General features: G+C 61.1%; 22 protein-coding genes. 4 read left to right on the plus strand and 18 right to left on the minus strand.

Annotated features, from left to right (window positions below; translation table 11 throughout):
* Nucleotides 1-1,590 precede the first annotated feature (1,590 nt).
* Both CSC67_RS00805 and CSC67_RS00810 read left to right on the plus strand, forming a co-directional pair.
* Entirely contained in the window at nt 1,591-2,247 is a 657-nt protein-coding gene (locus CSC67_RS00805) for a hypothetical protein (protein WP_118992618.1), read from the plus strand.
* Nucleotides 2,244-2,453 carry a hypothetical protein gene (locus tag CSC67_RS00810; protein WP_118992619.1) on the plus strand — a complete coding sequence of 70 codons (210 nt, stop codon included), beginning with the start codon at nt 2,244-2,246 and terminating at the stop codon, nt 2,451-2,453. The genes CSC67_RS00805 and CSC67_RS00810 overlap by 4 nt, the downstream gene beginning before the upstream one ends.
* Nucleotides 2,454-2,875: 422 nt before the next feature.
* On the opposite strand, the gene CSC67_RS00815 is transcribed toward CSC67_RS00810, so the two are convergent.
* The 18 genes from CSC67_RS00815 to CSC67_RS00900 form a co-directional block, all read right to left on the minus strand.
* A complete protein-coding gene (locus tag CSC67_RS00815; protein ID WP_118992620.1) occupies nt 2,876-3,094 on the minus strand; it encodes a DUF2274 domain-containing protein in 219 nt (72 codons plus the stop codon).
* The gene (locus tag CSC67_RS00820; protein ID WP_118993151.1) at nt 3,091-4,413 is read right to left on the minus strand and encodes a TraB/TrbI/VirB10 family type IV secretion system protein; all 1,323 of its coding nucleotides are present in this window, start codon (nt 4,411-4,413) and stop codon (nt 3,091-3,093) included. Before CSC67_RS00820 ends, CSC67_RS00815 begins: the two co-directional genes overlap by 4 nt.
* A 1-nt stretch (nt 4,414) precedes the next feature.
* Nucleotides 4,415-5,407: a P-type conjugative transfer protein TrbG gene (gene trbG, locus CSC67_RS00825; RefSeq protein WP_118992621.1), complete on the minus strand. Its 993-nt coding sequence runs from the start codon at nt 5,405-5,407 to the stop codon at nt 4,415-4,417.
* Nucleotides 5,404-6,108 (minus strand): conjugal transfer protein TrbF, encoded by a 705-nt coding sequence (gene trbF, locus CSC67_RS00830; protein ID WP_118992622.1) that lies wholly within the window; start codon nt 6,106-6,108, stop codon nt 5,404-5,406. Before trbF ends, trbG begins: the two co-directional genes overlap by 4 nt.
* 11 nt (nt 6,109-6,119) lie before the next feature.
* Complete coding sequence (trbL, locus tag CSC67_RS00835) at nt 6,120-7,328, minus strand: P-type conjugative transfer protein TrbL (RefSeq protein WP_118992623.1); 1,209 nt, start codon at nt 7,326-7,328, stop codon at nt 6,120-6,122.
* A gap of 13 nt (nt 7,329-7,341) precedes the next feature.
* Nucleotides 7,342-8,082: a P-type conjugative transfer protein TrbJ gene (trbJ, locus tag CSC67_RS00840; protein ID WP_118992624.1), complete on the minus strand. Its 741-nt coding sequence runs from the start codon at nt 8,080-8,082 to the stop codon at nt 7,342-7,344.
* On the minus strand, nt 8,079-10,535 hold the full coding sequence (gene trbE, locus CSC67_RS00845; RefSeq protein ID WP_118992625.1) for a conjugal transfer protein TrbE: 2,457 nt from the start codon (nt 10,533-10,535) through the stop codon (nt 8,079-8,081). Before trbE ends, trbJ begins: the two co-directional genes overlap by 4 nt.
* A gap of 12 nt (nt 10,536-10,547) precedes the next feature.
* The gene (locus CSC67_RS00850) at nt 10,548-10,820 is read right to left on the minus strand and encodes a VirB3 family type IV secretion system protein (protein ID WP_118992626.1); all 273 of its coding nucleotides are present in this window, start codon (nt 10,818-10,820) and stop codon (nt 10,548-10,550) included.
* Nucleotides 10,817-11,194, minus strand: coding sequence for a TrbC/VirB2 family type IV secretion system protein (locus tag CSC67_RS00855; RefSeq protein WP_118992627.1), 378 nt, complete (start codon nt 11,192-11,194; stop codon nt 10,817-10,819). The genes CSC67_RS00850 and CSC67_RS00855 overlap by 4 nt, the downstream gene beginning before the upstream one ends.
* Nucleotides 11,191-12,261 (minus strand): P-type conjugative transfer ATPase TrbB, encoded by a 1,071-nt coding sequence (gene trbB, locus CSC67_RS00860; protein WP_118992628.1) that lies wholly within the window; start codon nt 12,259-12,261, stop codon nt 11,191-11,193. Before trbB ends, CSC67_RS00855 begins: the two co-directional genes overlap by 4 nt.
* A complete protein-coding gene (locus tag CSC67_RS00865) occupies nt 12,258-12,722 on the minus strand; it encodes a ribbon-helix-helix protein, CopG family (protein ID WP_118992629.1) in 465 nt (154 codons plus the stop codon). The genes trbB and CSC67_RS00865 overlap by 4 nt, the downstream gene beginning before the upstream one ends.
* Entirely contained in the window at nt 12,719-14,719 is a 2,001-nt protein-coding gene (locus CSC67_RS00870) for a conjugal transfer protein TraG (protein WP_118992630.1), read from the minus strand. The genes CSC67_RS00865 and CSC67_RS00870 overlap by 4 nt, the downstream gene beginning before the upstream one ends.
* A gap of 235 nt (nt 14,720-14,954) precedes the next feature.
* Nucleotides 14,955-15,221 (minus strand): EexN family lipoprotein, encoded by a 267-nt coding sequence (locus CSC67_RS00875; protein ID WP_118992631.1) that lies wholly within the window; start codon nt 15,219-15,221, stop codon nt 14,955-14,957.
* A complete protein-coding gene (locus CSC67_RS00880) occupies nt 15,218-16,162 on the minus strand; it encodes a LysR family transcriptional regulator (RefSeq protein WP_118992632.1) in 945 nt (314 codons plus the stop codon). The genes CSC67_RS00875 and CSC67_RS00880 overlap by 4 nt, the downstream gene beginning before the upstream one ends.
* Before the next feature lie 53 nt (nt 16,163-16,215).
* Nucleotides 16,216-17,511: an MFS transporter gene (locus CSC67_RS00885; RefSeq protein ID WP_118992633.1), complete on the minus strand. Its 1,296-nt coding sequence runs from the start codon at nt 17,509-17,511 to the stop codon at nt 16,216-16,218.
* Nucleotides 17,512-17,521: 10 nt separating this feature from the next.
* Nucleotides 17,522-18,985 carry an efflux transporter outer membrane subunit gene (locus CSC67_RS00890; RefSeq protein ID WP_209304259.1) on the minus strand — a complete coding sequence of 488 codons (1,464 nt, stop codon included), beginning with the start codon at nt 18,983-18,985 and terminating at the stop codon, nt 17,522-17,524.
* Nucleotides 18,986-18,997: 12 nt separating this feature from the next.
* Entirely contained in the window at nt 18,998-22,138 is a 3,141-nt protein-coding gene (locus CSC67_RS00895; RefSeq protein ID WP_118992635.1) for an efflux RND transporter permease subunit, read from the minus strand.
* A 6-nt stretch (nt 22,139-22,144) separates the two neighbouring features.
* A complete protein-coding gene (locus CSC67_RS00900) occupies nt 22,145-23,326 on the minus strand; it encodes an efflux RND transporter periplasmic adaptor subunit (protein ID WP_118992636.1) in 1,182 nt (393 codons plus the stop codon).
* Nucleotides 23,327-23,480: 154 nt separating this feature from the next.
* Here CSC67_RS00900 and CSC67_RS00905 point away from each other — a divergent pair, with 154 nt between their 5' ends.
* Both CSC67_RS00905 and CSC67_RS00910 read left to right on the plus strand, forming a co-directional pair.
* On the plus strand, nt 23,481-24,218 hold the full coding sequence (locus CSC67_RS00905) for a response regulator (RefSeq protein WP_118992637.1): 738 nt from the start codon (nt 23,481-23,483) through the stop codon (nt 24,216-24,218).
* The gene (locus CSC67_RS00910) at nt 24,218-25,279 is read left to right on the plus strand and encodes an ATP-binding protein (protein WP_118992638.1); all 1,062 of its coding nucleotides are present in this window, start codon (nt 24,218-24,220) and stop codon (nt 25,277-25,279) included. Before CSC67_RS00905 ends, CSC67_RS00910 begins: the two co-directional genes overlap by 1 nt.
* Nucleotides 25,280-25,463: the final 184 nt, after the last annotated feature.

Raw genomic sequence — 25,463 nt, forward strand, 5'->3', positions numbered from 1 at the left:
ACTTTTACCTAGTTCCACCTATACTCAGCTTCACCCTACTTCCCTACACAAACACCTTCGAACGCCAAACTCAAAAATAGGTACTTCTACCTATTTGAAGCACGGGTCCAGTGTCCGCCAAGCCGCATGGGGCAAGGGTTTGCAGGGATTTGTAGCTTCTTTGCGAAAACATTGATTTTCGTTCCAGGAGCCAAATAGGAGCCAGACCAGTTCATACTGGTTCCTAGCAGGTGGTAGTAAGTAGTAGTGAAGTAGGACTGCTTCACAATTTTGCCCGGGTGGTGAAATTGGTAGACGCAGGGGACTCAGACCAAATTTGAGCCCTCCGAGGGAAACCTCAGAGGTGAAGCCCGTCAAACTCGGTGAAGGCCCTGGACGATAAGTCCGAGCTAATGCCGAGCCAAGCCCTGGAGCCGAAAGGCCCCTCGGAAGGTGTAGAGAGCAGACGGCGGGCACCTAAGGCTGAAAAGCTATGGTGAAGGCGTGCTCCAGACCACGAACGTCATGCTTAGGCATGGCGGCGGTGAAAATCGAAGTGGTAAGAAAATCCCCCGCCGCAAGGCGTGCCGGTTCGATTCCGGCCCCGGGCACCAATTTCGAAAGGCCGTCTCTGTTTTTGCAGAGACGGCCTTTTTATTTCTATCGGAGCCGTTTCCGCCGAGAAACACTCCATATTCTCCACACAATCCGCACCGGACACGCAACCGAGTACCGTTCAGCGCCCTGTTCCGGCTCATTACGGCCGTTCGCAGCACCACCGCTCAACGCCTACTTTACAGCGACAGCGGTACTTTGTAGCTAGGCTGCGACGAGCACGCTCGTGGCCGAATTGCCGTCATCAAGGCTCATGTGCACATGTCGTATGCCTAACGGTTACGGCGAGTGGACAAACGCGTAGCGCCGCAATTCAGCTTGAGAGCGAAGACGATAAGGGCAAGACTAAACCTAGTTATTCACTATCGCACCTTTCTGCCGACCACCCAACGGACCGACCGCCCCGAATGGCCGTCAACCGCTGCCGCCGGACGGTCGAAAACCCACACCCTTCTCCACCGCCTTTGCAAGGCGGTCCTTGATCGAAACCAATATGTTTGGCTCATCTCGCTCGCGCTCGTCGATACTCTTGTATCGCTGAGATATTGAGCGCCTGGTTCCTCTTCAAGCTTTCTTTTGAGAGCCCCGCCTCGACCGCTGACACGGCACGACGCTCCAGAAAAAGATGTACAGCGGGATCGTCGAGGAAGACGCCGCCCGCAACTATGCAAACTTGATCTGGCCCGCAGAGCTGGCGGCCCTTTTCCCTTCACCCTATACCAGGAGCACACGGAGCACGGTGAGCACAGGGAGAACATGGAGGACATGGAGCACCGAACTTTCTTTATAAGATCTTGATTTCATATATCTTTTGAAATTTTTTCCTGCGGAATAACGCAACTCAAATATCTCAAACGCTCCACTTAAATTCAACTTGGATGACGTGAGGTGCGTGAAACTGAATCTAGATGAATTAAGACGTGCGTATTGAATCCTCGCAGTTGCGTGGTATCGAGTATTAAACTGATCCCATCAAAACTCAGAAGGAGCTCCAGCATGGCAACGCAAAAGCAGACCCGACGCCGCCGTCTCAACATGACCGAGCGCGCCGAGGAGCAGATGACGATTCAGTTCCCCGACTACTCGGAGGAACTGTTGTGGAAGCGCTCGCGCAACCACGGCTACTCGACGATCCCGCGCACGCTCCCTCTCGCGATGCAAGCCATCGACGCCCAGTCCAAGGGCCAGCCCGCAGGCCACGTCCTGCTCTGCCTGTGGATTCGTGCTCCCGACCACCCGCTGCTCACCATCGACGCGCCCGCCTCCTTCGCGACCGAAGCAGGCTTCCAGGGCGAGCGCGCGGTGGACACGTGGCGTCGACGCATGCGGACGCTGCGCGACCTCGGCTTCATCGATGCGAAGGAAGGCTCGACCGGCGACTTTCACTACGTGCTGCTGCTCAACCCGAACATCGGTATCGAGAAACTGCATCGCCAAGGCAAGGTGCAGACCGCGTTCTACGGTCGCTTCCGTGACCGCTTAATCGACATCGGCGCCCATCGAGATATCAAGGACTACGACGAGTACCTCGTAGAGCAGGAAGAAACGAATACCGCCGCTACGAAAGCCACAACAAAGAAAACTGCAAAGGACGCTGGCGACGACGCGCCCACGAAGGCCAAGCGCTCAAAACCCAAGGAAGCCGAGAAATGACCGCCAAGAAAGAGCCGCCCGAAGAGCGCAGCTCATTCGGGCGCGTCGCACGCTGGGCCGCTGAACCCTACCTCTCGTTTAAGGACGACCGCATGCGCCTGTATGCCCTCATCTGCCGTGACCTCCATCGCATCGCGATTGCTGCCATCGTGGTCTATTCTGGCAGGAACATTCCCTGGCAAGCTTTGCGAGGCTGGTTGATGTGACCCAGGCATTCCAAGGACACGGATATCTCGCCGAAGCGCTACACCCTTCAGACCGGGTCTCTTTATGAGGCCCTTTCTTTTGCCTGAAAATCAACTACTGTTCAGAACTCGCCCGCAGCAGGTTCCGACAGTCGACTCTTCCGAAGCAGCAGTCACTCATCGGCGATAGACTGACCGGCCGCTTTCAGCTTGAAGCGGTCATTTTCGGGAATGCTTTCAAGGTCCGCTCCTAGCCGAGGATGTGTGAAAACTCGCCCGAACATGCAATTCGGGGATTTTCTCACCATTGCCTGGATTAAGAAAAGCGCATACAGAACGATCTGAGAGGTCGCCTTTTTGTTGATGCCAGTGCTTCATGCGTTTTCACACAGCCTCGGCCGATATCGGTCATTGTAAAGTTTCATCTGAGATTTTGTAACCATTCACTTCATCATTCGTTTAAAACCTCGATCCCCGGCCATGAACGTCTCCAGCATATGCGGAATCAGCGTCACGGCATCGACAGGTTCCCCATACGCCTGCGCATGCTGCGCGGCGTAGCGCTCCAGCTCGGCTTTCAGGCTGGCCGGACATGTAAAGGTCAGCTTGACGGTTTCGGTCTTGGGCAGCGGCCCCAGCCGCAGCTTTCGGGTAGTGCTCATTGTGATGCTCCCTTACTGAAGAACAATGGCTGGTACGATCGCAGCACTAAATCTTTGTTGACGATGATCCGCACCGGCAAGCCGGGGCGACTGGTCAAGGTGGGCTGGATGTTCATGTTGCGCCGGGTCATTTCCTGGCCGACTTGATTGATGCTGTCCTGGGCGCTATCGCGTCCGGCGATGATGATGCGGTCGCCGTCCTGGCGGTTTTCCGGGGCGGCCAGCTCGGCGCCGACGCCCAGCAAGGTGGTCAATACAGCACCGCCGACAATGCGATCCCAATGCCAGTCAACGCCATCCTCCAGACCGGCATAGCCCGCCGGGTCGCTGCCCGCCAGATTGTCTAGCGTGAGCGAGGACGTATCCGGCAGGATGATGCGGTTCCACACGACCTGTACCCGGCTTTGGCCGTAGCTGACCTGGCTGTTGTAGCGCCCCAGGATGCGCGAGCCTTGCGGAATCAACAAATACTTCCCTGTCGCGGAGTCGTAGACAGGTTCGGTGACGGTGCCGATCACGTCGCCCGGAAGATCGGATTTGATGCCTGTCACCAGTGCGGCGGCGATGATGGTGCCGGCCATGACCTGATACGGTGAGGTCGGCATTTGCAGATCGCCGGAATTACGGGTTTGTGTAGCACCGGATTGCAGGAAGGCTTCTTTCTGGTCTTGCCGGTTCTGTGCAGCAATAGGGTCGGAGGATTGTGCTGCCGTCGAAGCTGGGCCTGCGGCCAGCGGATCAAAGGCGGCCATCGCATTATTCATACCGGGAGCCACAGGCATGGCCTGCGCAGTCGTCGCCGCAGGTTGTCCAGACTGTCCTTGGCCAGTGCGGAAGAACACCGACGAAGCCGCAGCGGCTTCTGCCTCTTTGCGCCGCGCTTCCCGTTCAGCCGCTTCAGCATCAACACCCGGCGGCGCGTAGGTGGCCACCGCTGGCTGCTGGCTATTGATGATGGCCGGCCCCAAGTCGCCAGGCAGCGGCGGCCCAAGTTCCGGTACATCGGGCGGCACCTCCGGTGTCGGCAGCATCGAGTAGTCAGAGGGCAGGGCGTCCAGCCCTTCCGACTTCGATACCCTGTCCACGTTATAAAGCTCGGTCTGCTCGCCTGCGCCGCGTCGTTGCGGTTGCAGTGACCAGATGGTGGCGCCCAAGACTGCCACCGACAGCCCACCCACCAGTAAGGCCAGCGTACGCCGGTTCAGTCGTGTGACGGGCCGTGGCTGAGCACGCAGTGCCACGGTTTCAGGAGCCACCTTATCCGCAGTCTGGTGCGCAGCCTGATCGGGCGTGTGCTCGGATAATTCTTCCTGACTCATTTCAGCGCCTCCGTGCCACGCCATCAGTGCGTTCAATGCGCACCACGTCACCCCGATCACCGCCCAGGCGCAGTTCAGCTGCACCGAACAACCGATCCACGATGTAGTACGGCGAGCGGAAGCGGTAGTTCACCAGTTGGCCGTCGCCTTCAGCGCCGATCACAAAGAGCGGCGGCAACTCCCCTTGGGCGATGCCAGCCGGAAACTGGATATAGACCTTCTGCCCGTCGTCAAAAGCGCGCAGCGGCTTCCAAGGCGGATTGCTGCCGCTGACCGCATAGCGGAAACGCAGATGTTCCAGCGCCAGCCCACTATCGACAGGCGCACCGGCGTGTGCCGCTTGATTCTGACGCTGCAAGGCCAGCATTCGATCCTTCGGATACTCCCAGGAAACCGACGCCATCCATGTCTTTTCGGTGGAAGTCAGTTCCAGCAGATAAGTGCGGCGGCTGGTGGTGATGACGAGGTTCGTCTTCAAACTAGACCTGATCGGCTTGACCAGCACGTTAACGCGCAAGTCCGCGCCACTGCCGCTGGAGGTATCGCCCACTATCCAGCGCACAGTGTCGCCGGCGGCGACCGTCACCAGTTCCTCGCCTGGCTGCAGCGCAATCACCGTCACGCGGCCCACGCCGGTATAGACCTGATAAAGCGCGCCGTCGCTATAGGGCCAGACCTGAATGGCATTGACGTAACCTTCACGGGTCGGCGCAACCCGTGCTTCGGCATTGGCACGAGACACCCGCACGGTTTCATCGGCGGGTTCGGGCGCGGGCTTGCCAGCATCAGTTCCCGGCAAGGGTTTCATTTGCGCCGGCAGTGCCAAGGGTTCAGGCACAGCAATCACTTCGACCGGGCTGGGCGGTTCGGGCAGCAGTTCAGCCTGTACCGGTTCATCGAGCGAGATGGCCGGTGGCGGCTTGTCCTGTGTGGCGCAGCCTGCCAGGGCAATCAGGGTCAACGGAAAAACGTACAAACGCAAAGACGACATCATCGCTGTGCTCCTTCGGAGGAATCAAGTTCACGGCTCCACGACAGGCCATTGACGTAAAGCCCCATGGGGTTCTTGCGCAAACGCGCTTCGGTGCGCGGCGGCTGATGCACGATGGACACCACCGCCGTCCAACGCTCCAGCCCGGCGGAAGCGCCATTGACGAAGCGCCGTTCTGTCCAGCGCACGTTGAAGGACGTATCGCTTGCCCGCACGACACTCGTGATCTGCACCGTCACAGATTCTTTGCCGATGCGTGTAAAGGGGTCATTCACCCGTGCGTAGTCATTCAGCACAGCGGCCCCCTTGTCAGTGATGTAGTCGTAGGCATCCAGCCAGTTTTGGCGCACCACGACGGGGTCGATGGAGAGCGAGCGCACCAACGTGATAAAGCGGGCGATATGGTGAGCGGTTTGGGCATCGTTGGGCCGGTACGGCGTGGCGGCCTCGCCGACCGCCCGCACTTGGCCCGCGTTGTCCACCTCCACGACATAGGGCGTGACGATGGACTGCATTGAGCGCCACACCAGGCCCCCGGCCATGAGTAGCGCCAGCAGCAGGCAGCCGAAGGCCATCAGCCGCCAGTTCCTGGCCTGCACCCGCGCCGACCCGATGCGGTCATCCCAGACCTGGGCGGCAGACTGATAAGGGGTCGCAGGTTGCGGCGTTTCGGCATAGCGCACCTGCGGTCGTTTGAATCGCATGAGTTTTCTCCTTATGAATCGGCATCGCGCAGGCTCGGGCCTTGGCCCGCGCCGCCGCCATCGCCGCCGCGCAAGGTGTGCGCGGCCGTCGTCGCGGCCTGGGTTATCTGCTGGCGGCGTTGCAGGCGCTTAGCCCAGGCGGGTTGGCCTTGCTTCTGTGAACTGGCGGCACCGTCAGCGGCTTCGCCTGCAGCACTTTGGCCCGCCGGGGAACCCGCCTGAAACGCTGACCGGGTACTGCCTGCGGCTGATCCAACCGCACGCGCACCGCTGCCCGCCAGTCGGGCAGCCGCCGGGGCCATGCGAGCGCCCGCCATCACCGCCGCCCCCACACCTGTAGCAGCAGCGCCCACGGCGACGGCAGTTCCTGCCGCGCCCAACGCAGCACCGGCCATTGCGCCTGCGCCCAGTTGCGGCCCGCCGGAAATCAGCCCCGTGGCGATACCCGGCCCGAAGATGCCCAGCGCCAGCAAGGCAAGCGAGGCCAGCATGATGACTAGCGCATGGTCGATAGATGGCTCAGACGGATGCACCTGAAAGTCCGCAAACAGGCCGGTGCCGATACCGATAATCACGGCCAGCACCAACACCTTCACGCCGGAGGACACCACATTGCCCAGCACTTTTTCAGCCAGAAACGAAGTCTTGTTCCACAACGCGAACGGCACCAAGACGAAGCCGGCCAGCGTCGTCAGCTTGAACTCGATCAGCGTGATGAAAAGCTGCACCGCCAGTACAAAGAAGCAGACGATGACCACCAGCCAAGCCAGGAACATCACCACGATGGGCGTGAGGTTCACAAACACCTCGGGAAATCCCGCCATATCACTGATCTGGTCCAGAATCGGCGCGCCCGCGTCGATGCCAGTCTTGGCTAACCGCCCCGGCTGCAGGAACTCGCCCATGCTCATGGCCGAACCGGTGGCCGTCAGGCCCAGCCCGGCGAAGGAACGAAAGACGATGCCGGCCAGCCAATTGAAGTTGTTGATGATGTAGGCGAAGGCACCGACGTACAGCACCTTGCGCAGCAGTTTGGCGATCACATCATCGCCCTGGCCGGTAGCGTGGCTCATGGCCCAATACAAGCCCGCAATAGTGATGTCGATCATGATCAACGTGGCCGTCAGGAACGCCACTTCGCCTTGCAACAACCCAAACCCGGAGTCGATGTAGGTGGAAAAGGTGTTCAGGAAGCGGTCGATGACGGTCACGTCGTTCATGGCCGGACTCCGTTCAGTTGCCGTAGAAATCCACGGCCTGCGGCGTGTACGGCGTACCGCTGCCCAGGAAACGGCGCGTCACCTCACGGCCACGCTCGGCGGCAGCGACCTGACGCGCCAGTTCCAACGAGGCGGCGCGCTCCTGCGTAATCTGAAGCTGCTGCGCCTGGATGGCCTGCTTGGCCTGCAAGGCCAGCAACTGATTGGTCGCCTGCGTAGCCTGCAACGCCCCTTGTGCCGACTGGCTCTGGCTCACCAGATCGACCAAGGCGCTTTCGTCGTCGCGTAGGTTCTGCGACACCTGCGCCTGCATCCGCATCGCGGTATGCAGGCCATCGAGCGTATGTTTCCAGCGCGCCTGGGCATCGCGCACCATCTGGTCGCCGCTGACGGTGGCGGCGTATTGTTCGGGATACAGGCGGGCAAACTCCCGATCCATAGCCGTGACGTCGTAGGCCATGCCCTGGGCCTCACCAATCAGCCGTTCTGTAGTCGCCAACGTGGTACGCAGGCGATTCACGACGCTGAAGTCCAGGCTTGCCAGATTGCGCGCCTGATTCATCAGCATCTGCGCTTCGTTCTGAAGCTGGTTGATCTGGTTGTTGATCTGCTCCAGGGTGCGAACGGCGGTGAGCGTGTTCTGCGTATAGTTCGACGGGTCAAACACGGTACGCCACGCCCAAGCGGGCGAGGCGGCGAGTAACGACGCTGAGAGTACGGCGGCAAGCGCAATCGAACGAGGATGGATTTTCATGACAGAGACTCCGGAAATAAAGAAGAAAGCGAAGAAGACGACACAAAGCCGGGAAACGTTGGCAACAGGTCAGCGGCCCAATCCAAACCGCAATGACGCAGCCACGCACCCGTAAAACCTGAGGCGCCGGCATCTATCAGTACCCGATCCATATCGCGCTGGTCTTGCGGCGTGGACGCACCCGCAAAGGCCAGGGCCACCGGCCCCAGGTCCAGGTCGAACAGGCGATTACCCAGCCGCGACTGGTAGTAGTAATCACGCTTGGGTTCGGCCGTGGCGACGATCTCGATCTGTCGGCTGTTCAGGCCGAAGCCTTCGTAGATCGTACGAATCTGAGGTTCGATCGCCTGCGGGTTGGGCAGGAAAATGCGGCTCGCGCAGCTTTCGATGATGGCGGGCGCGATGCTCGACTCTTTGATATCAGCCAGCGATTGCGTGGCAAAAATCACTGACACGTTTTTCTTGCGCAGGGTCTTGAGCCATTGACGGATGCGAGCGGCAAACACCGGGTCATCCAGAAACAGCCAGGACTCGTCAAGAATCAAGAGCGTGGGCGCGCCATCAAAGCGTTCATCAAAACGGGCAAACAAGTAGCCCAGCACGGCCAGCACCGCCGCGCGGCTGGCCATCAGCTCTTCCATCTCGAAGCCCTGCACCTCGGCACTGCCCAGCCGGTCGTGATCGGCGTCCAGCAACTTGCCGTGAGCGCCGCCCAGTACATAGGGCGCAAGCGCCTGGCGCAACGCATTCGATTGCAGCAGCACCGACAAGCCCGTCATCGTGCGCTGTTCGACGGGCGCACCAGCCAGACTCCCCAGCGCCGACCAGATGGCGGCTTTCTCATCCGGGCCGACCGTCACCCCTTCATGGCGCAATCGGCCTTCGACCCATTCCGTGGCCCAGGTACGGTCACTTTCGGCATCAATACGGGCCAGTGGCTGAAAGGCAATCTCGCCATCATTGCCCAGGTCGTAGTGCTCACCGCCCAGCCCCAGGATGGTGGCGCGCATGGAACGGCCCATATCGAAGGCAAGAATGCGCGAGCCACGATAGCGGCGAAACTGCAAGGCGAGGGTCGCCAGCAACACCGATTTACCCATGCCGGTCGGCCCCACCACCAGGGTGTGGCCCACGTCACCGATGTGCGTCACCAGCCGGAACGGCGTGGCGCCATCGGTACGGGTCACGATCAGCGGCGGGCCATCCAGGTGCTTATTCTTCTGCGGCCCGGCCCACACCGCCGAGACCGGCATCATATGCGTCAGATTCAATGTAGACACAATGGGTTGCCGCACATTGGCGTAGGCATTGCCGGGAATGGACGAGAGCCATGCATCCACAGCGTTCAATGTCTCAGGGATAGTCACAAAGCCCCGGCCCTGGATGACGCGCTCGACCAAGCGCTGTTTTTCATCGGCGGTGGCCGGGTCGGCGTCCAGTACCGTCACGGTGGTGGTAACAAACCCGAAGGCCACTTGATCGCTACCCAAAGCCTGCAAGGCGACATCCGCATCGGCGGCCTTGTTGTCGGCATCGGTATCGACCAGTGGCGACTCCTGTTGGAAAATCGTTTCGCGCAGCAACGCCACGACGTTCTTGCGCTTGGCGAACCATTGACGGCGCAGGCGGCGCAGCTCCTTTTCCGCCTCGGCTTTGTCCATGCACAGAAAGCGCGTACTCCAGCGATAAGCAAAGCCAAGCCGGTTCAGGTCGTCAAGAATCCCCGGCCAGGTGGACGTCGGAAAACCCCGCACCGACACCACCCGCAGGTGCTGGTCACCCAGCGTCGGAGCCAGGCCGCCGACCAGGGCCGAATCGGCCAGCAGCGCGTCGATGTGAAACGGCACCTCCGGCACGCCGACGCGGTAGCGCCGCGTCGAGATGGTCGAATGCAGATAGCTCAAGGTCTGGCTGTCATCCAGCCATGAGATTTCCGGCATCACGCCATCAAGCAGGTCAAAGACGCGATCTGTCTCCGCGACGAAGGCCTCCAGGCGTCCGTGCCAATCCACACCATCGCTGGGTGCATTCTCATACAAGAGCTTGGCGGCGCGGGCGCGAGATTCTTCCGGCGGCAGGTACACCAGCGTCAGGTGATAGCCGCTCTCGAAGTGGCTGCTGGAGGCTTCAAACGCGGCGCGGCGTTCCTCGTCCACCAGCCAGGACAGCGGTTCGGGAAACTCGCAGCGCGGATAATCCGCCGCCGTCCGGCGTTCGGCTTCGATGAATAGCGCCCAGCCGGAACCCAGGCGGCGCAGCGCGTTGTTCAGGCGTGCCGAGGTGGCAATCAGTTCACCTTGGGTGGCGCTATCCAGATCGGGGCCACGAAAACGCGCTGTGCGCTGAAACGATCCATCCTTGTTCAGCACCACGCCCTGTGCAATCAACCCGGCCCAGGGCAGCCAGTCGGCCAGCAGTGCGGGCCGCTGACGGTATTCGGCAAGGTTCAGCATGGCGTCCTCCCCTCATACATCCAACAGCGGCTTGTGTTTGATGTGGCGGGCGAAGACCTGCATGAACTGCGGATCGACACGCGCACCCCACACCGCCAACGAATGGCCGACGAGCCAGAGCACCACGCCTGGAATCCACAATTGCAGGCCCAGCCCCACGGCGGCGGCCAGCGTGCCGTTGGCAATCGCCACGGTGCGCGGCGCGCCGCCCATCAAAATCGGTTCGGTCAGCGAGCGATGCAACGGCACTTCAAACCCGGCGGCGAAGGTATCGGCGGCGCTCATACGACGGCCCCACCGGAGAAGCTGAAGAACGACAGAAAGAACGAAGACGCCGCAAAGGCGATGGACAGGCCAAAGACGATTTGAATCAGCTTACGAAAGCCGCCGCTGGTGTCGCCAAAGGCAAGCGCCAGACCCGTGGCGATAATGATGATGACCGCCACAATGCGCGCCACCGGCCCCTGGATGGACTCCAGAATGGATTGCAGTGGCCCCTCCCAGGGCATGGAGGAACCGGCGGCCTGCGCGGCACCCGCCGCCAGCAGCATCAGCGCGGCCGGCAGCAGCCCCCGTCCGGCAGGCCGGAGCAAGCGGCGCAGCCGTGCAAGACGGAAAAACGGGTTTACAGAAACACGTAAAGCATCAACAGGCGTCATGACAGTTCTCCAAGGGAATCAGGGGATAGGAAATTCGCCGTAGCCGGTGCGGCATCGGCACCAGGCGGCAGAGTAGAAAGCGGCGGTGCCAAGGCATCTGCCAGGTGATAGCCCGTTGCATCAAAACCGATGACGCGGGCAATACTGTCCACGCGACGCTTGCGACCACGCCCGGCGATATGGATCACGACGTTGACCGCCTCGGCAATCAGCGCTCGCGGCGGGTTTACGGCCACTTCCAGAATCAGTTGTTCCAGGCGCAGCAGCGCACCCAGGGCAGAGCCGGCGTGAATGGTGGCGATGCCGCCTGGATGGCCTGTCCCCCAGACCTTGATGAGATCCAGGGCTTCGCCGCCACGCACTTCGCCCACCACCACACGGTCGGGGCGCAAACGCATGGTGGCGCGCACCAGTTCCTGCATGGACACGACTCCGGCACGGGTGCGCAATGGCACATGGTCGTGGGCGGCGCATTGCAGTTCAATGGTGTCTTCTAGCACCAGGACGCGGTCGCCCGTGGCGGCAATCTCGGCCAGCAAGGCATTGGCAAGCGTCGTCTTGCCGGTACTGGTGCCGCCGGCAATCAGAATGTTCTGGCGCTCGCGTACCGCACGCCGCAGAAACTCGGCTTGTTCGGCAGCGAGGATACCGTCTGCCACATAGCGATCCAGACTGAGGATGCTCACCGCCCGCTTGCGCAGTGCGAAGGCCGGGCCGGGTGCAGCAGGCGGCAAAATGCCCTCGAAGCGTTCGCCGGTTTCGGGCAATTCAGCGGTCAACAAGGGCTGGCCGCGATGCACTTCCGCACCGACATGGGCCGCCACCAGGCGGATAATGCGTTCGCCATCCGCTTCGGACAGTTCGACGCCCAAGGGGGTACGACCCGACGAGAGCCGATCTACCCACAGGCTGCGGTCAGGGTTGAGCATGATTTCCACCACATCCGGGTCTTCCAACGCGGTGGCGATCACCGGTCCCATGGCGGTGCGCAGCATCTGGATACGGCGATCTTGAGACGCCGCAGCGGATGAACGAGGTTCGGGTGGGAACTGCGGAACAGCACTCATGACGCACGCTCCTGCCCGTCGAACACGGGTGCCGTGTCGTCCATCCGTACCGGATCGGGGTGCAGTTCCTCCACCACGTCGCGCACCAGGCTGCGACCGCGCAGCAGGTGGCGGCCAAGCTGCTCGACGAATTGCTCAAAGCGCGCCTTGCCCTGCGCGCGGGCCGCATCCTGATGGGCCTCGGGCACCGGCGTGCTGACCGTCAGGTAATAGCGCACGAACAGCGCCAGTGTTTCGATCTGGATGTTCTGGTCACGCTCCAGGCGCTCGAACTGGCGCGACAGGCGATCCAGCCGCCTAGCCATCGCCGCTTCGCGCTGGTCGCCGGCATCGGGCGAGAGCCAGGATGCCAAGGCGGCAGCTACGATAGACGACTTGGACACGCCTTTCTTGGCGGCCAGCTCGTCCAGACGCTTGGCATGCTCGGGATGAATAAAGAGGTTCAGGCGGTAGCGGCTCATAACTGGATTCCGTCATCAGGGTCAAGGGCAGCCATGCGCGCGACGCGCTGCATGGTCGGGTCAAGCTGGCTGGGCAGCCTGGGCGGCAGGTCATCGTCATCCAGCAGCGACAAGTCGCTGGCCGGGTATTCGGGTTCGGGGTGATAGGCGATGGTGTCCGTCAGCTCCGGCTGGCGACGCGGGCCACCATCGTCCGCCGTGCCCGTAATCCCATCGCTGCTCATTGAGGCAGGCGCAACGGGAATGGTCGGAATCGACAGACCACTCCAATCGTCAGGACGAGCCGGCGGCGCATCCGCATAGCGCCCAGCGGAAAGCACGGGTGGCGGCAGCACGCGATGCTTGAAGTTGGCGTCCCGGTAGTAGCGCAGCTTCTTGGCCTTGATCGGCGCCACGCTGGAGACCATCACCACGGCTTCATCGGGCGGAAGCTGCATGACTTCGCCGGGGGTCAAGAGCGGCCGCGCCGTTTCCTGGCGCGACACCATCAAGTGACCCAACCAGGGCGCCAGACGATGCCCGGCATAGTTGCGCTGGGCGCGCAGTTCAGTGGCCGTACCCAGGGTCTCGGAAATCCGCTTGGCGGTGCGCTCGTCGTTGGTGGCAAAGGTGACGCGCACATGGCAGTTATCCAGAATGGAATGGTTCTGGCCGTAAGCCTTGTCGATCTGGTTCAACGACTGCGAGATCAGAAAGCTGCGGATGCCATAGCCCGCCATGAAGGCCAGCGCCGTCTCAAAAAAGTCCAGGCGGCCCAGCGCCGGGAACTCATCGAGCATCAGCAACAGCTTGTGGCGGCGCTCGATGCCATCGGAGCCATCCAGCGATTCCGTCAACCGGCGTCCAATCTGATTGAGAATCAGACGGATCAGCGGCTTGGTGCGTGAAATGTCCGACGGCGGCACCACCAGATACAGTGATACCGGATGCTTGGAAGCGATCAAATCGGCAATACGCCAATCGCAGCGCGAGGTGACTTCGGCCACCGTGGGGTCGCGGTACAGGCCCAGGAACGACATGGCGGTGGACAGCACGCCCGAGCGCTCGTTGTCCGATTTGTTCAGCACTTCACGGGCAGCGGACGCCACCACCGGATGCGACCCATCATCCAAATGCGCAGTGGTCATCATCCGATGCAGCGTCAACTCGAACGGACATGCGGGATCGGACAGAAAATTCGCCACCCCACGCAGCGTCTTGTCTTCGCCGGCATAGAGCACATGCAGGATGGCGCCCACCAGCAGCGCGTGGCTGGTCTTCTCCCAATGATTGCGCTTTTCCAGCGCCCCTTCGGGGTCAACCAGAATGTCGGCGATGTTCTGCACGTCGCGCACCTCATGCGCGCCGCGCCGGACTTCCAGTAGCGGGTTGTAGCCAGCAGACTGGCTATCGGTGGGGTTGAACAGCAGGCAGTGTGAGAAACGCGAACGCCAGCCTGCGGTGATTTGCCAGTTTTCGCCCTTGATGTCGTGAATGACGGCCGATGCTGGCCAGGTGAGCAAAGTGGGCACGACCAGCCCCACGCCTTTACCCGAGCGCGTAGGCGCAAAAGCCAATACATGCTCCGGCCCTTCGTGGCGCAGGTATTGCCCCTCGTGCTGACCGAGGAAAACGCCAACGGGTTGGGTGAGCCCGGCTTCGCGGATGTCGCGGGTCTCTGCCCAGCGCGCCGAACCGTAGGTTGTGACCAGGCGGGCCTGGCGCGAACGCCAGACCGACATGCCAATTGCCACCACCACGGCGATCAAGCCGCTGCCGCCCGCGATCAGACCGCCGGTATTGAAGACCTCCGACGCGTAGGCGTCGAAGAAAAACCACCACTCGAACAGACGCCATGGGTGATAGATCGGCGTACCGTGGAAATCAAACCAGGGCGAACCCAGGCGTAGCTGATACCCCAGGGCGGCGGCTGTCCATTGTGTGGCACCCCACACACCGGCGATCACGATGCCGAATACGACGGCGATCTGCCCGAACAGCACATTCGTCCCTTGCATAGCCTGGCCTCCGATATCTCCTGCGTTCAATCCCCGTGAAAAAGCGACACACACACGTGCCTGCCATACGAGGATCGGTGCCGGGCCAGTGCCGGTCAAAGACCTTTATCGGGATAATGCTGATGAAAAAAGCATCATTTCATGCTGGAGCGAACACGGCCAAAACGCCGCAAGCGCGGGTGCGCTGCGGCGTGTCAACAGAGAAAAGCGAAAATATGTGGCGCGTTGCCGACGGTCAGAACTTCGGCGGCGTTTCCTGCGGCGTATACGGCACCTTTCCGTCGCCAAAGAAACGCTTATTCGTTGCTTCAGCCACGCGGTTGCACAACACGTCACCCATATTGGGCCAATCCGTCTTGCATTGGCGGCGCAGTTCCTTCAAGCGTTCAGGATCGGCGGCCAGTTCCTCAACGGTAGGCGCATCCGGTTGAGGTTTGGGGGTTTCCGATTGGCCGCAAGCGGCCAATCCTATAATAAGCAACGATACATAAAGTTGTTTCATAGCTCGACTTCCTCCTCTGGGTCAGGTTCAAGCGGTGGCGTCGGCCTGACGCTTTCGGGTAACTCGATGGCCCGCACCCGGTCAATGAAACGGAATATGGTTTCTGAGGTTTCAGCTTCTCGCCGCAACAGGTACGTCGTGAGCATGGGAGAACGGCCTACAAGGGGTCGTGCCACCACGCCGGGCTCACGACTGGACTCAATGTGTGACGCACCCGCCAGGCCCAGCGCGAAGCCCGCCGATACCAGCGCCATCATTAAATCGAACGAGGCCACCCGCTCTGCAATCAATGGCTCCATCTCTGCACGGCGCAGCACCCGTTCCACTTGCTGCGCATGGCCTTCGCATGCGCGCGGGTCGCTCAGCACCAGGGGATAACGCAGCAATTCCTCCAGCGGGATACGCTTATGCTTGAGCAGCGGATGCCGCGCAGGCACCGCCACCCTTAGCGCATCGCTCCATACCGCTTCGGTAGCGATGCCTTCTCCAACTTGATCGGACTGCGCGAACCCTACGTCGTACAGGTCGTCATTCAGCCCCTTGATTTGCTGCGACAAAGACACCTCGAATACGCGGATCTCGACCTCAGGTTCTTCCTCACGGCACAGGGCCAGCAGGCCAGGCAAGCGCGAAGGAGTAATGCCATCGGACAGCGCAATGCGCAATTGACTGTGAAAACCGTTGGCGGCAGCACTCACGCTGTCGCGGGCCTGCTGCAAGGCGGCGAAGACACGCGGCACATGCTCCAGAAACAGTTTTCCCGCCCGCGTCAGCCGCGTGCTGCGACTGGTGCGAACGAATAATGGCTCGCCCAGCTCTTCTTCCAGCTCCTTGATGGTTCGGGACAGCGGAGACTGCTCGATGTGCAGCCTCTCCGCTGCACGGGCAAAATGGAGTTCTTCGGCGACGGCGAGGAAACAACGCAAGTGACGTAAATCCATTTTCCTATGTCACCCGATCCGAATTCTCACTTCGTTTGGAATGTGTTTTTGGCTCATTTATCCCACATATCATTTTCTAACGAACGTAACGACAATGAGAGAAAGCCAGACAGGCTGACCATTGCGCCCAATACTCCCATCAGAACAAATAGCCAACGTCCCCCCAGCCACTCGCCAACCGGTGTAGCCAAGGCAAGGCCAATGGGCGCAGCCAGGCCCATGACCATACTCAGCAGAGACAGCACGCGGCCCTGTAAGTGATTGGGAATGGTGGTTTGCAACAGGGCGGTCAACGGCGCGTTGCCCAGGATAAAGGCCGCGCTGCTGACGACCCACCAGGCTACAGCCACACCAAACAGGCTTGATGGCACAAGCGCGGCGAGCGCCAGCGCCAAGCACGACAGAGCAAAGCCAACCAGTATCCAAGGCATTTTTCGGCGCGGCGCGATGGCAGCGATCACCAGCCCCCCAACGATCATGCCGACGCCGCCCAGCCCCTCCATAAGCGCAACTTGCGGTGCACCGCCGTTAAAGAACTCTTTGACCAGCAGCGGCACCAGTGTGAAGGACGGCATGACGACCAGCACGACCGCGCCCAACAAACCATACAGACGTAGCAAACCCGGATTGTCCCAGACCAGATGGATGCCCTCGCGAAACTCAGGCCAGATACCCGAGGCCGATATTTTTGGTGAGCGTCTCTGTGGAATCGCAAAGATCAACAGTGGCGTGACACCGAGCAGTGCTGTGATGACGTCTAGGCTCAAGGCCCAGCCCAGAGGCATGACGCTAATGGCCAGCGCGCCCAGCGGCGCGGCAGCGACCACCGTCATGCCCTGCAAGGTCTGGTTCAATCCGGCAGCACGCGGCAGGAAGCTGCGTGGCACCAGCATCGCCATGCTGGCTGCGGCGGCAGGCGCCTGAAACGCCTGCATGGCGCTGCGGATGAACATCATGACGTACACATGCCAAAGCGCGATCTGTCCGGTCAGGAACAATGCGATCAGCACCACCATGCACAGTGCGCTGATGACATCGGCACCGATCATCAACAGTCGCCGACTGTAGCGGTCGGCGAAAGTGCCGCCCAGTGGGCTGAGCAAGGCTTGCGGCAACAACGCCGCCATACCTGCGGTAGCTAATGCCGAGACGCTGCCAGTGGTGTCTGTGATCCACCACAGCAGCACAAACTGCGTCAGGGCAGAACCAATCAGCGACAACGCCTGGCCGCCGAAAATGCACCAGAAGCGCAACTGCCAGCGCGGGCCAGGATGATGACCGCCCTGGCCCGCAGTTTGATCATCGGTGATCGTACTGCTCGATTCTGACGTGCCAGGAATCGGAATCATGGACGACCTCTCAATGTGGTTCGCTAGTCGGCGGCTGTGCCATTGCGCTTGCCTGTGTCGAGGTATCTGTCAAACCGCCGCCAAGTGCCTTGTACAGCGCCACTATGTTGCCGATATGCGCGCGGCGCAGATCCAGTAGAGCCTGCTGCGCGGCATAGGCGTTACGCTGAGCGTCCAGCAGTTCCAGGCGGCCATCGAGCCCAGCGCGGTAACGCTGCCCGGACAGTTCCAGCCGCCGCTGCGCGCTGCTGACGACCCGTTGCTGCGCCTGCATCTGACGGCCGAAGGTGGCCTGCCCGGCAAGTCCGTCAGCAACTTCTCGGAATGCCACCTGGATCGCCTGTTCGTACTCAACCACGGCCTGGGAACTGCGCACTTCGGCCAAGTCAAGTTCCGCCCGCAAACGCCCGCCCTGGAACAAGGGCACCGTGATCTGCGGCGCAAACCGCCAGGTGCGCTGGTCGGCATCGAACAGACCGCCCAATGTGGGGCTGGCAAAACCCAATGCCGCAGTCAGCGAAATACGCGGAAAAAAGGCCGCTCGCGCCGCGCCGATATCCGCATTAGCGGCCACCAGTGCCTGTTCGGCACGTTGTATATCGGGGCGTCGCGTCAGCAGGTCCGAGGGCAAGCCTGCAGGCAGGTGATCCAGGATAGGTTGCAGATCCAATGCCAGCGGCGCTGGCAGGTCATCCGGCAACGGCGCACCCACTAGTAGATCCAGCGCATTGCGCGCCATCGCCAGTGCGCGCTGACGCGCCACCTGGTCGGCCTCGGCAGTCGCCACCTGACCTTCGGCCTGGGCGACATCCAAGCCGCTGTTCTGGTCGGCCTCGCGCAGTTGAATCGCCAGTCGCAGGGAATGCCGCCAATCCTCCAGTGTGCTTTCGGCCAGTTGCAACTGCGCTTGCGCCAACCGCTCGGCGAAATAGGCATCGGCCACTGCCGCCACCAGTGTGATCTGCGCGGCGCGCCGTCCTTCTTCGCTAGCTAGGTAACGGGCTAATGCTGCTTGTGACAGCGCCCGCACCCGTCCGAACAGGTCCAGCTCGAATGCGCTCAGCCCGATGCCGACGCTGGCTTGTTCCTGGACGCTGGAAGGCACCTCTACGCCATCAGCGGTGCGGCCTGCGGCGATGCGCTCACGTGTCGCGCCGCCATTGGCGTCGATCCCAGGCAGGCGTGCCGCCCGCTGAATGCGGAATTGGGCTTGAACCGCCTCGACATTCAGGGTAGCCAGACGCAGATCACGGTTGTTCTCCAGCGCCAGTGAGATGATCTCTTGCAGACGCGGTTCGGGAAACAGCGTGCGCCAGCCAAGATCAGCAGTGTGCGTCGCGTTACTTGGCGCGTCTGGCGAGAGTTCTGCTCCCGGGAACACCGCCGCAACCGGCGTGGGCGGCACCATCAGTGGGGGTGTAAGCGAGCAGCCAGCCAGTATCACCGCCAGACTTGGCAACAACGCGTATTTCAGATTACGCATGGCTTAATCCTCCCTCACAGCCGTCGCAGAGGCGCCGCTGCGCGCTGTCCGCCATCGGACCATTTTTTGATTCAAACCCATCACCACAACGAAGAACACCGGAACGAAGAACACCGCCAGTACGGTGGCGCTGACCATGCCGCCAAATACGCCCGTGCCGATCGCATGCTGGGTCTCCGCGCTAGCGCCCATGGCCATCATCAGCGGCACCACGCCCAGCGCGAAGGCCAGCGATGTCATCAGGATCGGGCGTAGTCGCAGCCGCGCGGCCGTCACGGCCGATTCCACCAGACCCTTGCCTTGTTCATGCAACTGCTTGGCGAACTCCACGATCAGGATCGCGTTCTTTGCCGATAGACCGATCACGGTGATCAGGCCGACCTTGAAGAACACGTCGTTGGGTAAGTCGCGCAACAAGACTGCCGCCACCGCACCGATCAGGCCCAGCGGCACCACCAGCATCACCGATAACGGAATCGACCAGCTTTCATATAAGGCGGCCAGCACCAGGAATACCACCAGCATCGACAGCGCCATCAGTAAAGGCGCCTGCGCTGCTGACTGACGCTCCTGCAACGACTGCCCTGTCCAGGCCACAGCAAATCCGGGCGGCAGTTGCGCGGCAAGCCGCTCCATCTCGGCCATGGCATCTCCGCTGGAAGCGCCGGGCGCGGCGCTGCCTGAGATGCGCGCGGAGGGATAGCCCAGGTAGCGCACCAGTTGCAACGGCGTTTCGCTCCAGACCGGAGTCACCACTTCGCCCAGCGGCACCATTCCGCCCGCAGCGTTACGAACGTAAAGCTTGAGCACGTCGTCGATTTGCATGCGCGCCGGTGCATCGGCTTGCAGAATCACCTGCTGCATGCGCCCGGCGTTGGGGAAATCGTTGACGTATTGCGAACCCATTGCCGCCGACAGCGTTTCACTAATGTTAGTGAAGGACACGCCCAGCGCCTCGGCCTTCTGCCGGTCGATATCCAGACGGATGCTGGTGCCCGGCGGTAGGCCGTCCGGATAGACGCCTGTGACCACATTGCTTTGCGCGGCTAGCCCCAGCAGCATGCCTTCGGCTGCCTTCAGAGCGTCGTAGCCCTGATTGGCGCGATCCTGCAAGCGCATGGTGAAACCGGAAGACGTTCCCAACTCGTCAATGGCAGGCGGCAGCAGGATCATCACCGAACCCTCTTCGATGCCAGCCATAGCCTCCTGCGCCTGCGAAACTTCTTCGCGGGCGGTCGCCCCATTACGCTGGCTCCAGTCCTTGAGCATGGTGAATGCCAGCGCGGCATTCGGCCCAGAGCCGGAAAAACCAAAGCCCATAATCGACTGGTTGTTGTCGATGCCAGGGCGCGACATCACGTGATCTTCGTAGGTTTTGACCACGTCGAGCGTGCGTTCCGTAGTCGCATCGGCTGGTAACTGGAACGAGGTCATGAAGTAGCCCTGATCTTCCTCGGGCAGAAAGGCCGAGGGCAGTTGCTTGAAGGCGACACCGAGCACGGCGACCAGGATGGCGAACACCAGCATCACCCGACCTGTACGTTGCGTCAGCGCCATCACCCCCGTTCCGTAGCGTTCGGTCATGCGGTCGAACTTGCGATTGAACCAGCCAAAGAAACCGCGCTTCTCGTGATGGCCCGCCGCCACGGGCTTGAGCAGCGTGGCACATAGCGCTGGGGTCAGGCTGAGCGCCAGGAAGGCCGAGAACAGAATGGCGATCGCCATCGACAGCGCGAACTGCTGGTAGATCACCCCGACCGAACCGCTGGCGAACGCCATCGGGATGAACACAGCGGTAAGCACTAGGGTGATGCCTATCACCGCGCCGGTAATCTCCTTCATGGCCTTGACGGTAGCATCTCTAGGCAAGAGACCTTCGGTGGCCATCAGCCGCTCGACATTCTCCACTACCACGATCGCGTCGTCGACAATAATGCCGATCGCCAGCACCATGCCGAACATGGTCAGCACGTTGATCGAGAACCCTGCCACCAGCATCACAGCGAAGGTGCCCAGCAGCGCGATGGGCGCGACGATGGCAGGAATCAGCGTGTAGCGGATGTTCTGCAGAAACAGGTACATCACTAGGAACACCAGCACCATGGCTTCGAGCAAGGTGTAGACCACCTTCTCGATGGAAATCTTCACGAACGGTGCGGTATTGAACGGAACCGACGCCTGCATGCCCGCAGGCATGGACGCGCTGAGCTCATTCAGACGTGCTTGCACTGCATCGGCGGTACGCACGGCATTGGCGCCCGGCGATAGCTGCACGGAAGCCCCCGCCGAGGCCTTCCCGTTCTCACGGTTCGAGGAGCCATAAGATTGCGCCCCCAGTTCCACCCGCGCGACATCCCCCATGACCACCTTGGAGCCATCAGCATTGGCACGCAGCACGATCGCAGCAAATTGCTCTGGCGTTTCCAACTGCCCTTGCACGGTCAGCGGAATGGTGACTCGCTGACCTGGCACGGAGGGAGAGTCCCCCACGCGCCCGGGGGATATCTGCGCGTTCTGCGCCGCAATGGCGCTGGACAGGTCGTTCATCGACAGGCCAAAGGCGATCAGCTTGCTGGGATCGACCCAGATACGCATGGCCTGCTCGGCTCCGAACAACTGCACTTTGCCCACGCCGTCGATGCGGCGCAGTTCCTCGACGATGTTGCGAGCCATATAGTCGCCCAACGCCAGCGAATCGTGCCGGTCGTCGTCGGACGTAACGCTGACGATCATCAGAAAGCTGGAGGCGGCCGATTCAACGGTCAGTCCATTTTGACGAACGACCTGGGGCAGGCGCGGCTCGATGGACTTGAGTCGGTTCTGCACATCGACCTGGGCCATGTCCGGATCGGTGCCCGGCTTGAAGGTAGCGGTGATCTGCGCCGAACCGGAGGTATCGGCGGAGGATTCGAAGTACAGCAGGTTCTTGACACCGGACAGTTCACGCTCGATCAGACCGATGACCGAATCGTTCAAGGTCTGTGGCGTCGCGCCAGGGTACGTGGCCTGGATACTGACCGAAGGTGGCGCTACCGAGGGGTAGCGCGCAATCGGCAATTGTGGAATGGCGATCAGCCCGAGCAGGATAATAAAGGCAGCAACCACCCAAGCGAACACAGGGCGGCGGATGAAGAACTGGGGCATGACGTCTTAACCTCCCGCCTGTTCTACAGACTTAGCACCGCCGACTTCCGGCTGCACCCATGGCTGAGCCGAGACTTTAACCCCATCGGTCAACCGTTCGCCGCCTGCGATCACCACGCGCTGGCCTTCGGACAGGCCACTGCGGATACGATAGGCGCCGTTCACCAGCTCGCCCAACACTACTGATGTCAGATGCACGTGGTGTTGCTCATCCACGACCCATACCTGAGCCTTGCCACCCGCGTGCGACACGGCCTGCTGCGACAAGAGAATGGCATTGTCGTAATGGCCACGCGGCACTTTCGCCTGCACGAACATGCCCGGCAGCAACCGGCGCTCGGGGTTGTCAACCAGGATGCGCAACAGCACATCGCCCGTACCGACATCCACGTTGATGCCGGAAAACAGGATGCGGCCGGTTTCTGGATACGGTTGGCCGTTGCTGCGCAGAATGGTGACGGGCAGACCTTCGTTGTGGAATTGGCCTTCGCTCGCTTGCGGAGCCAGTGCCTCGCGCAAGGCTTCCATTGCGGCAGCGGGCTGGCGCACGTCCACGTAAACTTGGTCGATCTGCTGGATACGCGCCATCGGGTTGCTGTCATTGGGGCCGACCAGTGTGCCCTCGGTGACCAGCGCTTGGTCGATGCGACCGCCAATGGGTGCGTCTACGGTGGCAAATTTCAGATCCAGTTGCCGTCGCGCCAGCGTAGCGCGGGCCTGGGCCACATCTGCAGCGGCCTGATCTCGTTGCGAGACCGCGTCGTCATAGGTCTGTCGGCTGACGGCATCCGTCTCGACCAGTGGTTTAAGACGCGTCGCCTGTACCCTGGCACGCGCCAACGCAGCCTCGGCGCGTTGCAATGCGGCGGCGGCCATGTCGGCGTCGGCCTTGAATGGTGCTGGGTTGATCTGGAACAGCGGTTGCCCGGCACGGATTTCCGCGCCTTGCTCGAACAGACGGCGCTGGATAATGCCGCCAACCTGCGGGCGGATTTCTGCCGTGCGCACGGCTGCGACCCGACCCGGAAGGTCTTCGTGCAGGGTAACGTCTTGCGCGATAAGCGTCTTTACACTGACTTGAGGCGCAGGCAGAACCGTTTCAGGCGGGGCACTGTCACAACCTGCCAGCGCCAAGGAAACCACAGCCGCCAGCAAGCTGCCGACCCAGGCCACATTCTTTCTATTCACCTAACACCTCGTCAATCTCGAAACACGTCATTCACCAATCGCAGGACCGGTCATCTCCCGAATGGTCACGCATCCGTGTGGGGCTTTGGTTGGTCTTTTGTGGAGATATGATGGAGAATGGAAGAAACAACAGAATTTGGATGAGCGGGGTTCTATGACAGAAACACTCCCAACGGAAGCAAATGGCAATGGCGTGCAATCCCTGGTACTGATTGCCGAGGATGAAGCAGAAATCGCCGAGATACTGAGCGCTTACCTCAACCGCAGCGGCCTGCGCACAGCACATGCCGCCGACGGGCGTCAGGCATTGGAACTGCATCGCGCAGTCAAGCCTGATTTAGTGTTGCTGGATGTGCAGATGCCGTATGTGGATGGTTGGCAGGTGCTGTCGCAGATACGCCAACGTGGCGATACCCCCGTCATCATGCTCACAGCCCTGGATCAGGACATCGACAAGCTGATGGGGCTGCGAATCGGAGCGGATGACTATGTCGTCAAGCCGTTCAACCCTGCGGAAGTCGTGGCACGTGCTCAGGCCGTATTGCGGCGCAGTGCCATGCGGCCCACCACGCCGGTCTCACGCATACTGCGAGCCGATGTGTTCGAGATCGACCTGGATCATCATGAGGCAACCGTTCGCCTGGGGCGCAAGCGTCACCTCCTCAGCCTTACACTAACCGAATTCAAGTTGCTCACCCATCTGGCCAAAGCGCCGCGACAGGTGTTCACCCGAGAAGAATTGCTGGTGCATTGCCTGCCCGAGGGTGATACACAAGAACGTACCGTAGACAGTCACATCAGCAAGCTGCGCAAGAAACTCGAAATCCTGGGCGTTATCGGCATCCCCGCCAATGTACGCGGCGTCGGCTACCGTTTTGGCAGCAGCGCATAATGAGAAAACTTACCGGCCTGAGCCGTCAAATCGTGCGCTCAATGGCCGCGCTGGCACTGACCATCGTGCTGCTGGTGTTATTGGGTTCCTATGCCTTCTACGCGCTTCTGATGGCGTTCTCTCCGACCAGCATGCCTAGTGAGGACGCTTGGCTGCCATCTGGACCGGAACTTGTCTGGATGGCGCTGACCATCTTGGTCGCGCTGGTCCTGTCCATAACTGTGGCCGTTAAACTTTCCAAGCGGATTTTGCTGCCGCTGACGTCTGTCGCCGACAGCCTGCGGCAGGTGGCCAATGGCGATTTGGATGCACGCGCCAGTGGGGATGACGACTCGATGGGAGAAGCCGCGCGCTTGGTGGATGACTTCAACGTCATGGCGGAGCGGTTGCAGCGCATGGCAAAGGAGCAGGCATTCTGGAATGCGGCCATTGCGCATGAACTACGTACCCCCGTTACCATTCTGCGCGGACGCTTACAGGGCTTGGCCGAAGGCGTATTCACGCCAGATGGCGCACAGTTTCAGAGCCTGTTGACACAGGTCGAGGGGCTGAGCCGCCTGATCGAAGATCTGCGCGTGGTCGGCATGTTCGACAGCGGACATTTGAGCTTGCTGCGTCAGGCCACTGATCTTTCTACCGACATTGAAACGGTGGTGCAATTGTTCGAACCCCGACTGCGCGATGCCGGCCTGACGCCTGTTCTCGATCTCGCCCCCGGCAAGGTCGATTGCGACTCTGCCAGGATCCGACAGGCGCTGATGGCACTATTGGAAAATACCCGACGCCACGCCGTGCCAGGTGCATTGCACATCCGCCTGCACATGCACGACAACCTGTGCACGCTCAGCGTCGAAGACGACGGCCCTGGCATTGCGCCTGAATTGACCGAGCGACTATTCGAGGCATTTCAGCGCGGCGATCCTTCGCGTACTCGTGATACCACCGGCAGCGGCCTTGGTTTGGCAGTGGTGCGTGCCATCGCTGCGGCACACTGCGGACAGGCAAGCTGCCGCGCATCTGGAAAGGGTGGAACGGTGTTCGAACTGAACTGGCCTATCTAGCGTCCCCCACAGAATCTCCATACATCGCCAACGGTATCACCATATTCGGGTGAAACAATTCATCTGCCCAATAGGCGCCTGCAGCAGCGTTGATGACCGGCTCCGAAGAAAGATGGAAGCCCGTCAGGGGCGAAACTCACGCCTTAGGCTCGATGCAAAGCACGACAGAGCGACTGGCCTTATC

Source organism: Pusillimonas caeni, assembly GCF_003545815.1.
GTDB classification, from domain to species: domain Bacteria; phylum Pseudomonadota; class Gammaproteobacteria; order Burkholderiales; family Burkholderiaceae_B; genus Pusillimonas; species Pusillimonas caeni.

What these genes read in the sequence shown, in the direction of transcription:
- CSC67_RS00805 (WP_118992618.1), top strand. Translation starts at nt 1,591, where the DNA reads ATGGCAACGCAAAAGCAGACCCGACGCCGCCGTCTCAACATGACCGAG.
- CSC67_RS00810 (WP_118992619.1), top strand. Translation starts at nt 2,244, where the DNA reads ATGACCGCCAAGAAAGAGCCGCCCGAAGAGCGCAGCTCATTCGGGCGC.
- CSC67_RS00815 (WP_118992620.1), bottom strand. Translation starts at nt 3,094, where the DNA reads ATGAGCACTACCCGAAAGCTGCGGCTGGGGCCGCTGCCCAAGACCGAA.
- CSC67_RS00820 (WP_118993151.1), bottom strand. Translation starts at nt 4,413, where the DNA reads ATGAGTCAGGAAGAATTATCCGAGCACACGCCCGATCAGGCTGCGCAC.
- trbG (WP_118992621.1), bottom strand. Translation starts at nt 5,407, where the DNA reads ATGATGTCGTCTTTGCGTTTGTACGTTTTTCCGTTGACCCTGATTGCC.
- trbF (WP_118992622.1), bottom strand. Translation starts at nt 6,108, where the DNA reads ATGCGATTCAAACGACCGCAGGTGCGCTATGCCGAAACGCCGCAACCT.
- trbL (WP_118992623.1), bottom strand. Translation starts at nt 7,328, where the DNA reads ATGAACGACGTGACCGTCATCGACCGCTTCCTGAACACCTTTTCCACC.
- trbJ (WP_118992624.1), bottom strand. Translation starts at nt 8,082, where the DNA reads ATGAAAATCCATCCTCGTTCGATTGCGCTTGCCGCCGTACTCTCAGCG.
- trbE (WP_118992625.1), bottom strand. Translation starts at nt 10,535, where the DNA reads ATGCTGAACCTTGCCGAATACCGTCAGCGGCCCGCACTGCTGGCCGAC.
- CSC67_RS00850 (WP_118992626.1), bottom strand. Translation starts at nt 10,820, where the DNA reads ATGAGCGCCGCCGATACCTTCGCCGCCGGGTTTGAAGTGCCGTTGCAT.
- CSC67_RS00855 (WP_118992627.1), bottom strand. Translation starts at nt 11,194, where the DNA reads ATGACGCCTGTTGATGCTTTACGTGTTTCTGTAAACCCGTTTTTCCGT.
- trbB (WP_118992628.1), bottom strand. Translation starts at nt 12,261, where the DNA reads ATGAGTGCTGTTCCGCAGTTCCCACCCGAACCTCGTTCATCCGCTGCG.
- CSC67_RS00865 (WP_118992629.1), bottom strand. Translation starts at nt 12,722, where the DNA reads ATGAGCCGCTACCGCCTGAACCTCTTTATTCATCCCGAGCATGCCAAG.
- CSC67_RS00870 (WP_118992630.1), bottom strand. Translation starts at nt 14,719, where the DNA reads ATGCAAGGGACGAATGTGCTGTTCGGGCAGATCGCCGTCGTATTCGGC.
- CSC67_RS00875 (WP_118992631.1), bottom strand. Translation starts at nt 15,221, where the DNA reads ATGAAACAACTTTATGTATCGTTGCTTATTATAGGATTGGCCGCTTGC.
- CSC67_RS00880 (WP_118992632.1), bottom strand. Translation starts at nt 16,162, where the DNA reads ATGGATTTACGTCACTTGCGTTGTTTCCTCGCCGTCGCCGAAGAACTC.
- CSC67_RS00885 (WP_118992633.1), bottom strand. Translation starts at nt 17,511, where the DNA reads ATGATTCCGATTCCTGGCACGTCAGAATCGAGCAGTACGATCACCGAT.
- CSC67_RS00895 (WP_118992635.1), bottom strand. Translation starts at nt 22,138, where the DNA reads ATGCCCCAGTTCTTCATCCGCCGCCCTGTGTTCGCTTGGGTGGTTGCT.
- CSC67_RS00905 (WP_118992637.1), top strand. Translation starts at nt 23,481, where the DNA reads ATGACAGAAACACTCCCAACGGAAGCAAATGGCAATGGCGTGCAATCC.
- CSC67_RS00910 (WP_118992638.1), top strand. Translation starts at nt 24,218, where the DNA reads ATGAGAAAACTTACCGGCCTGAGCCGTCAAATCGTGCGCTCAATGGCC.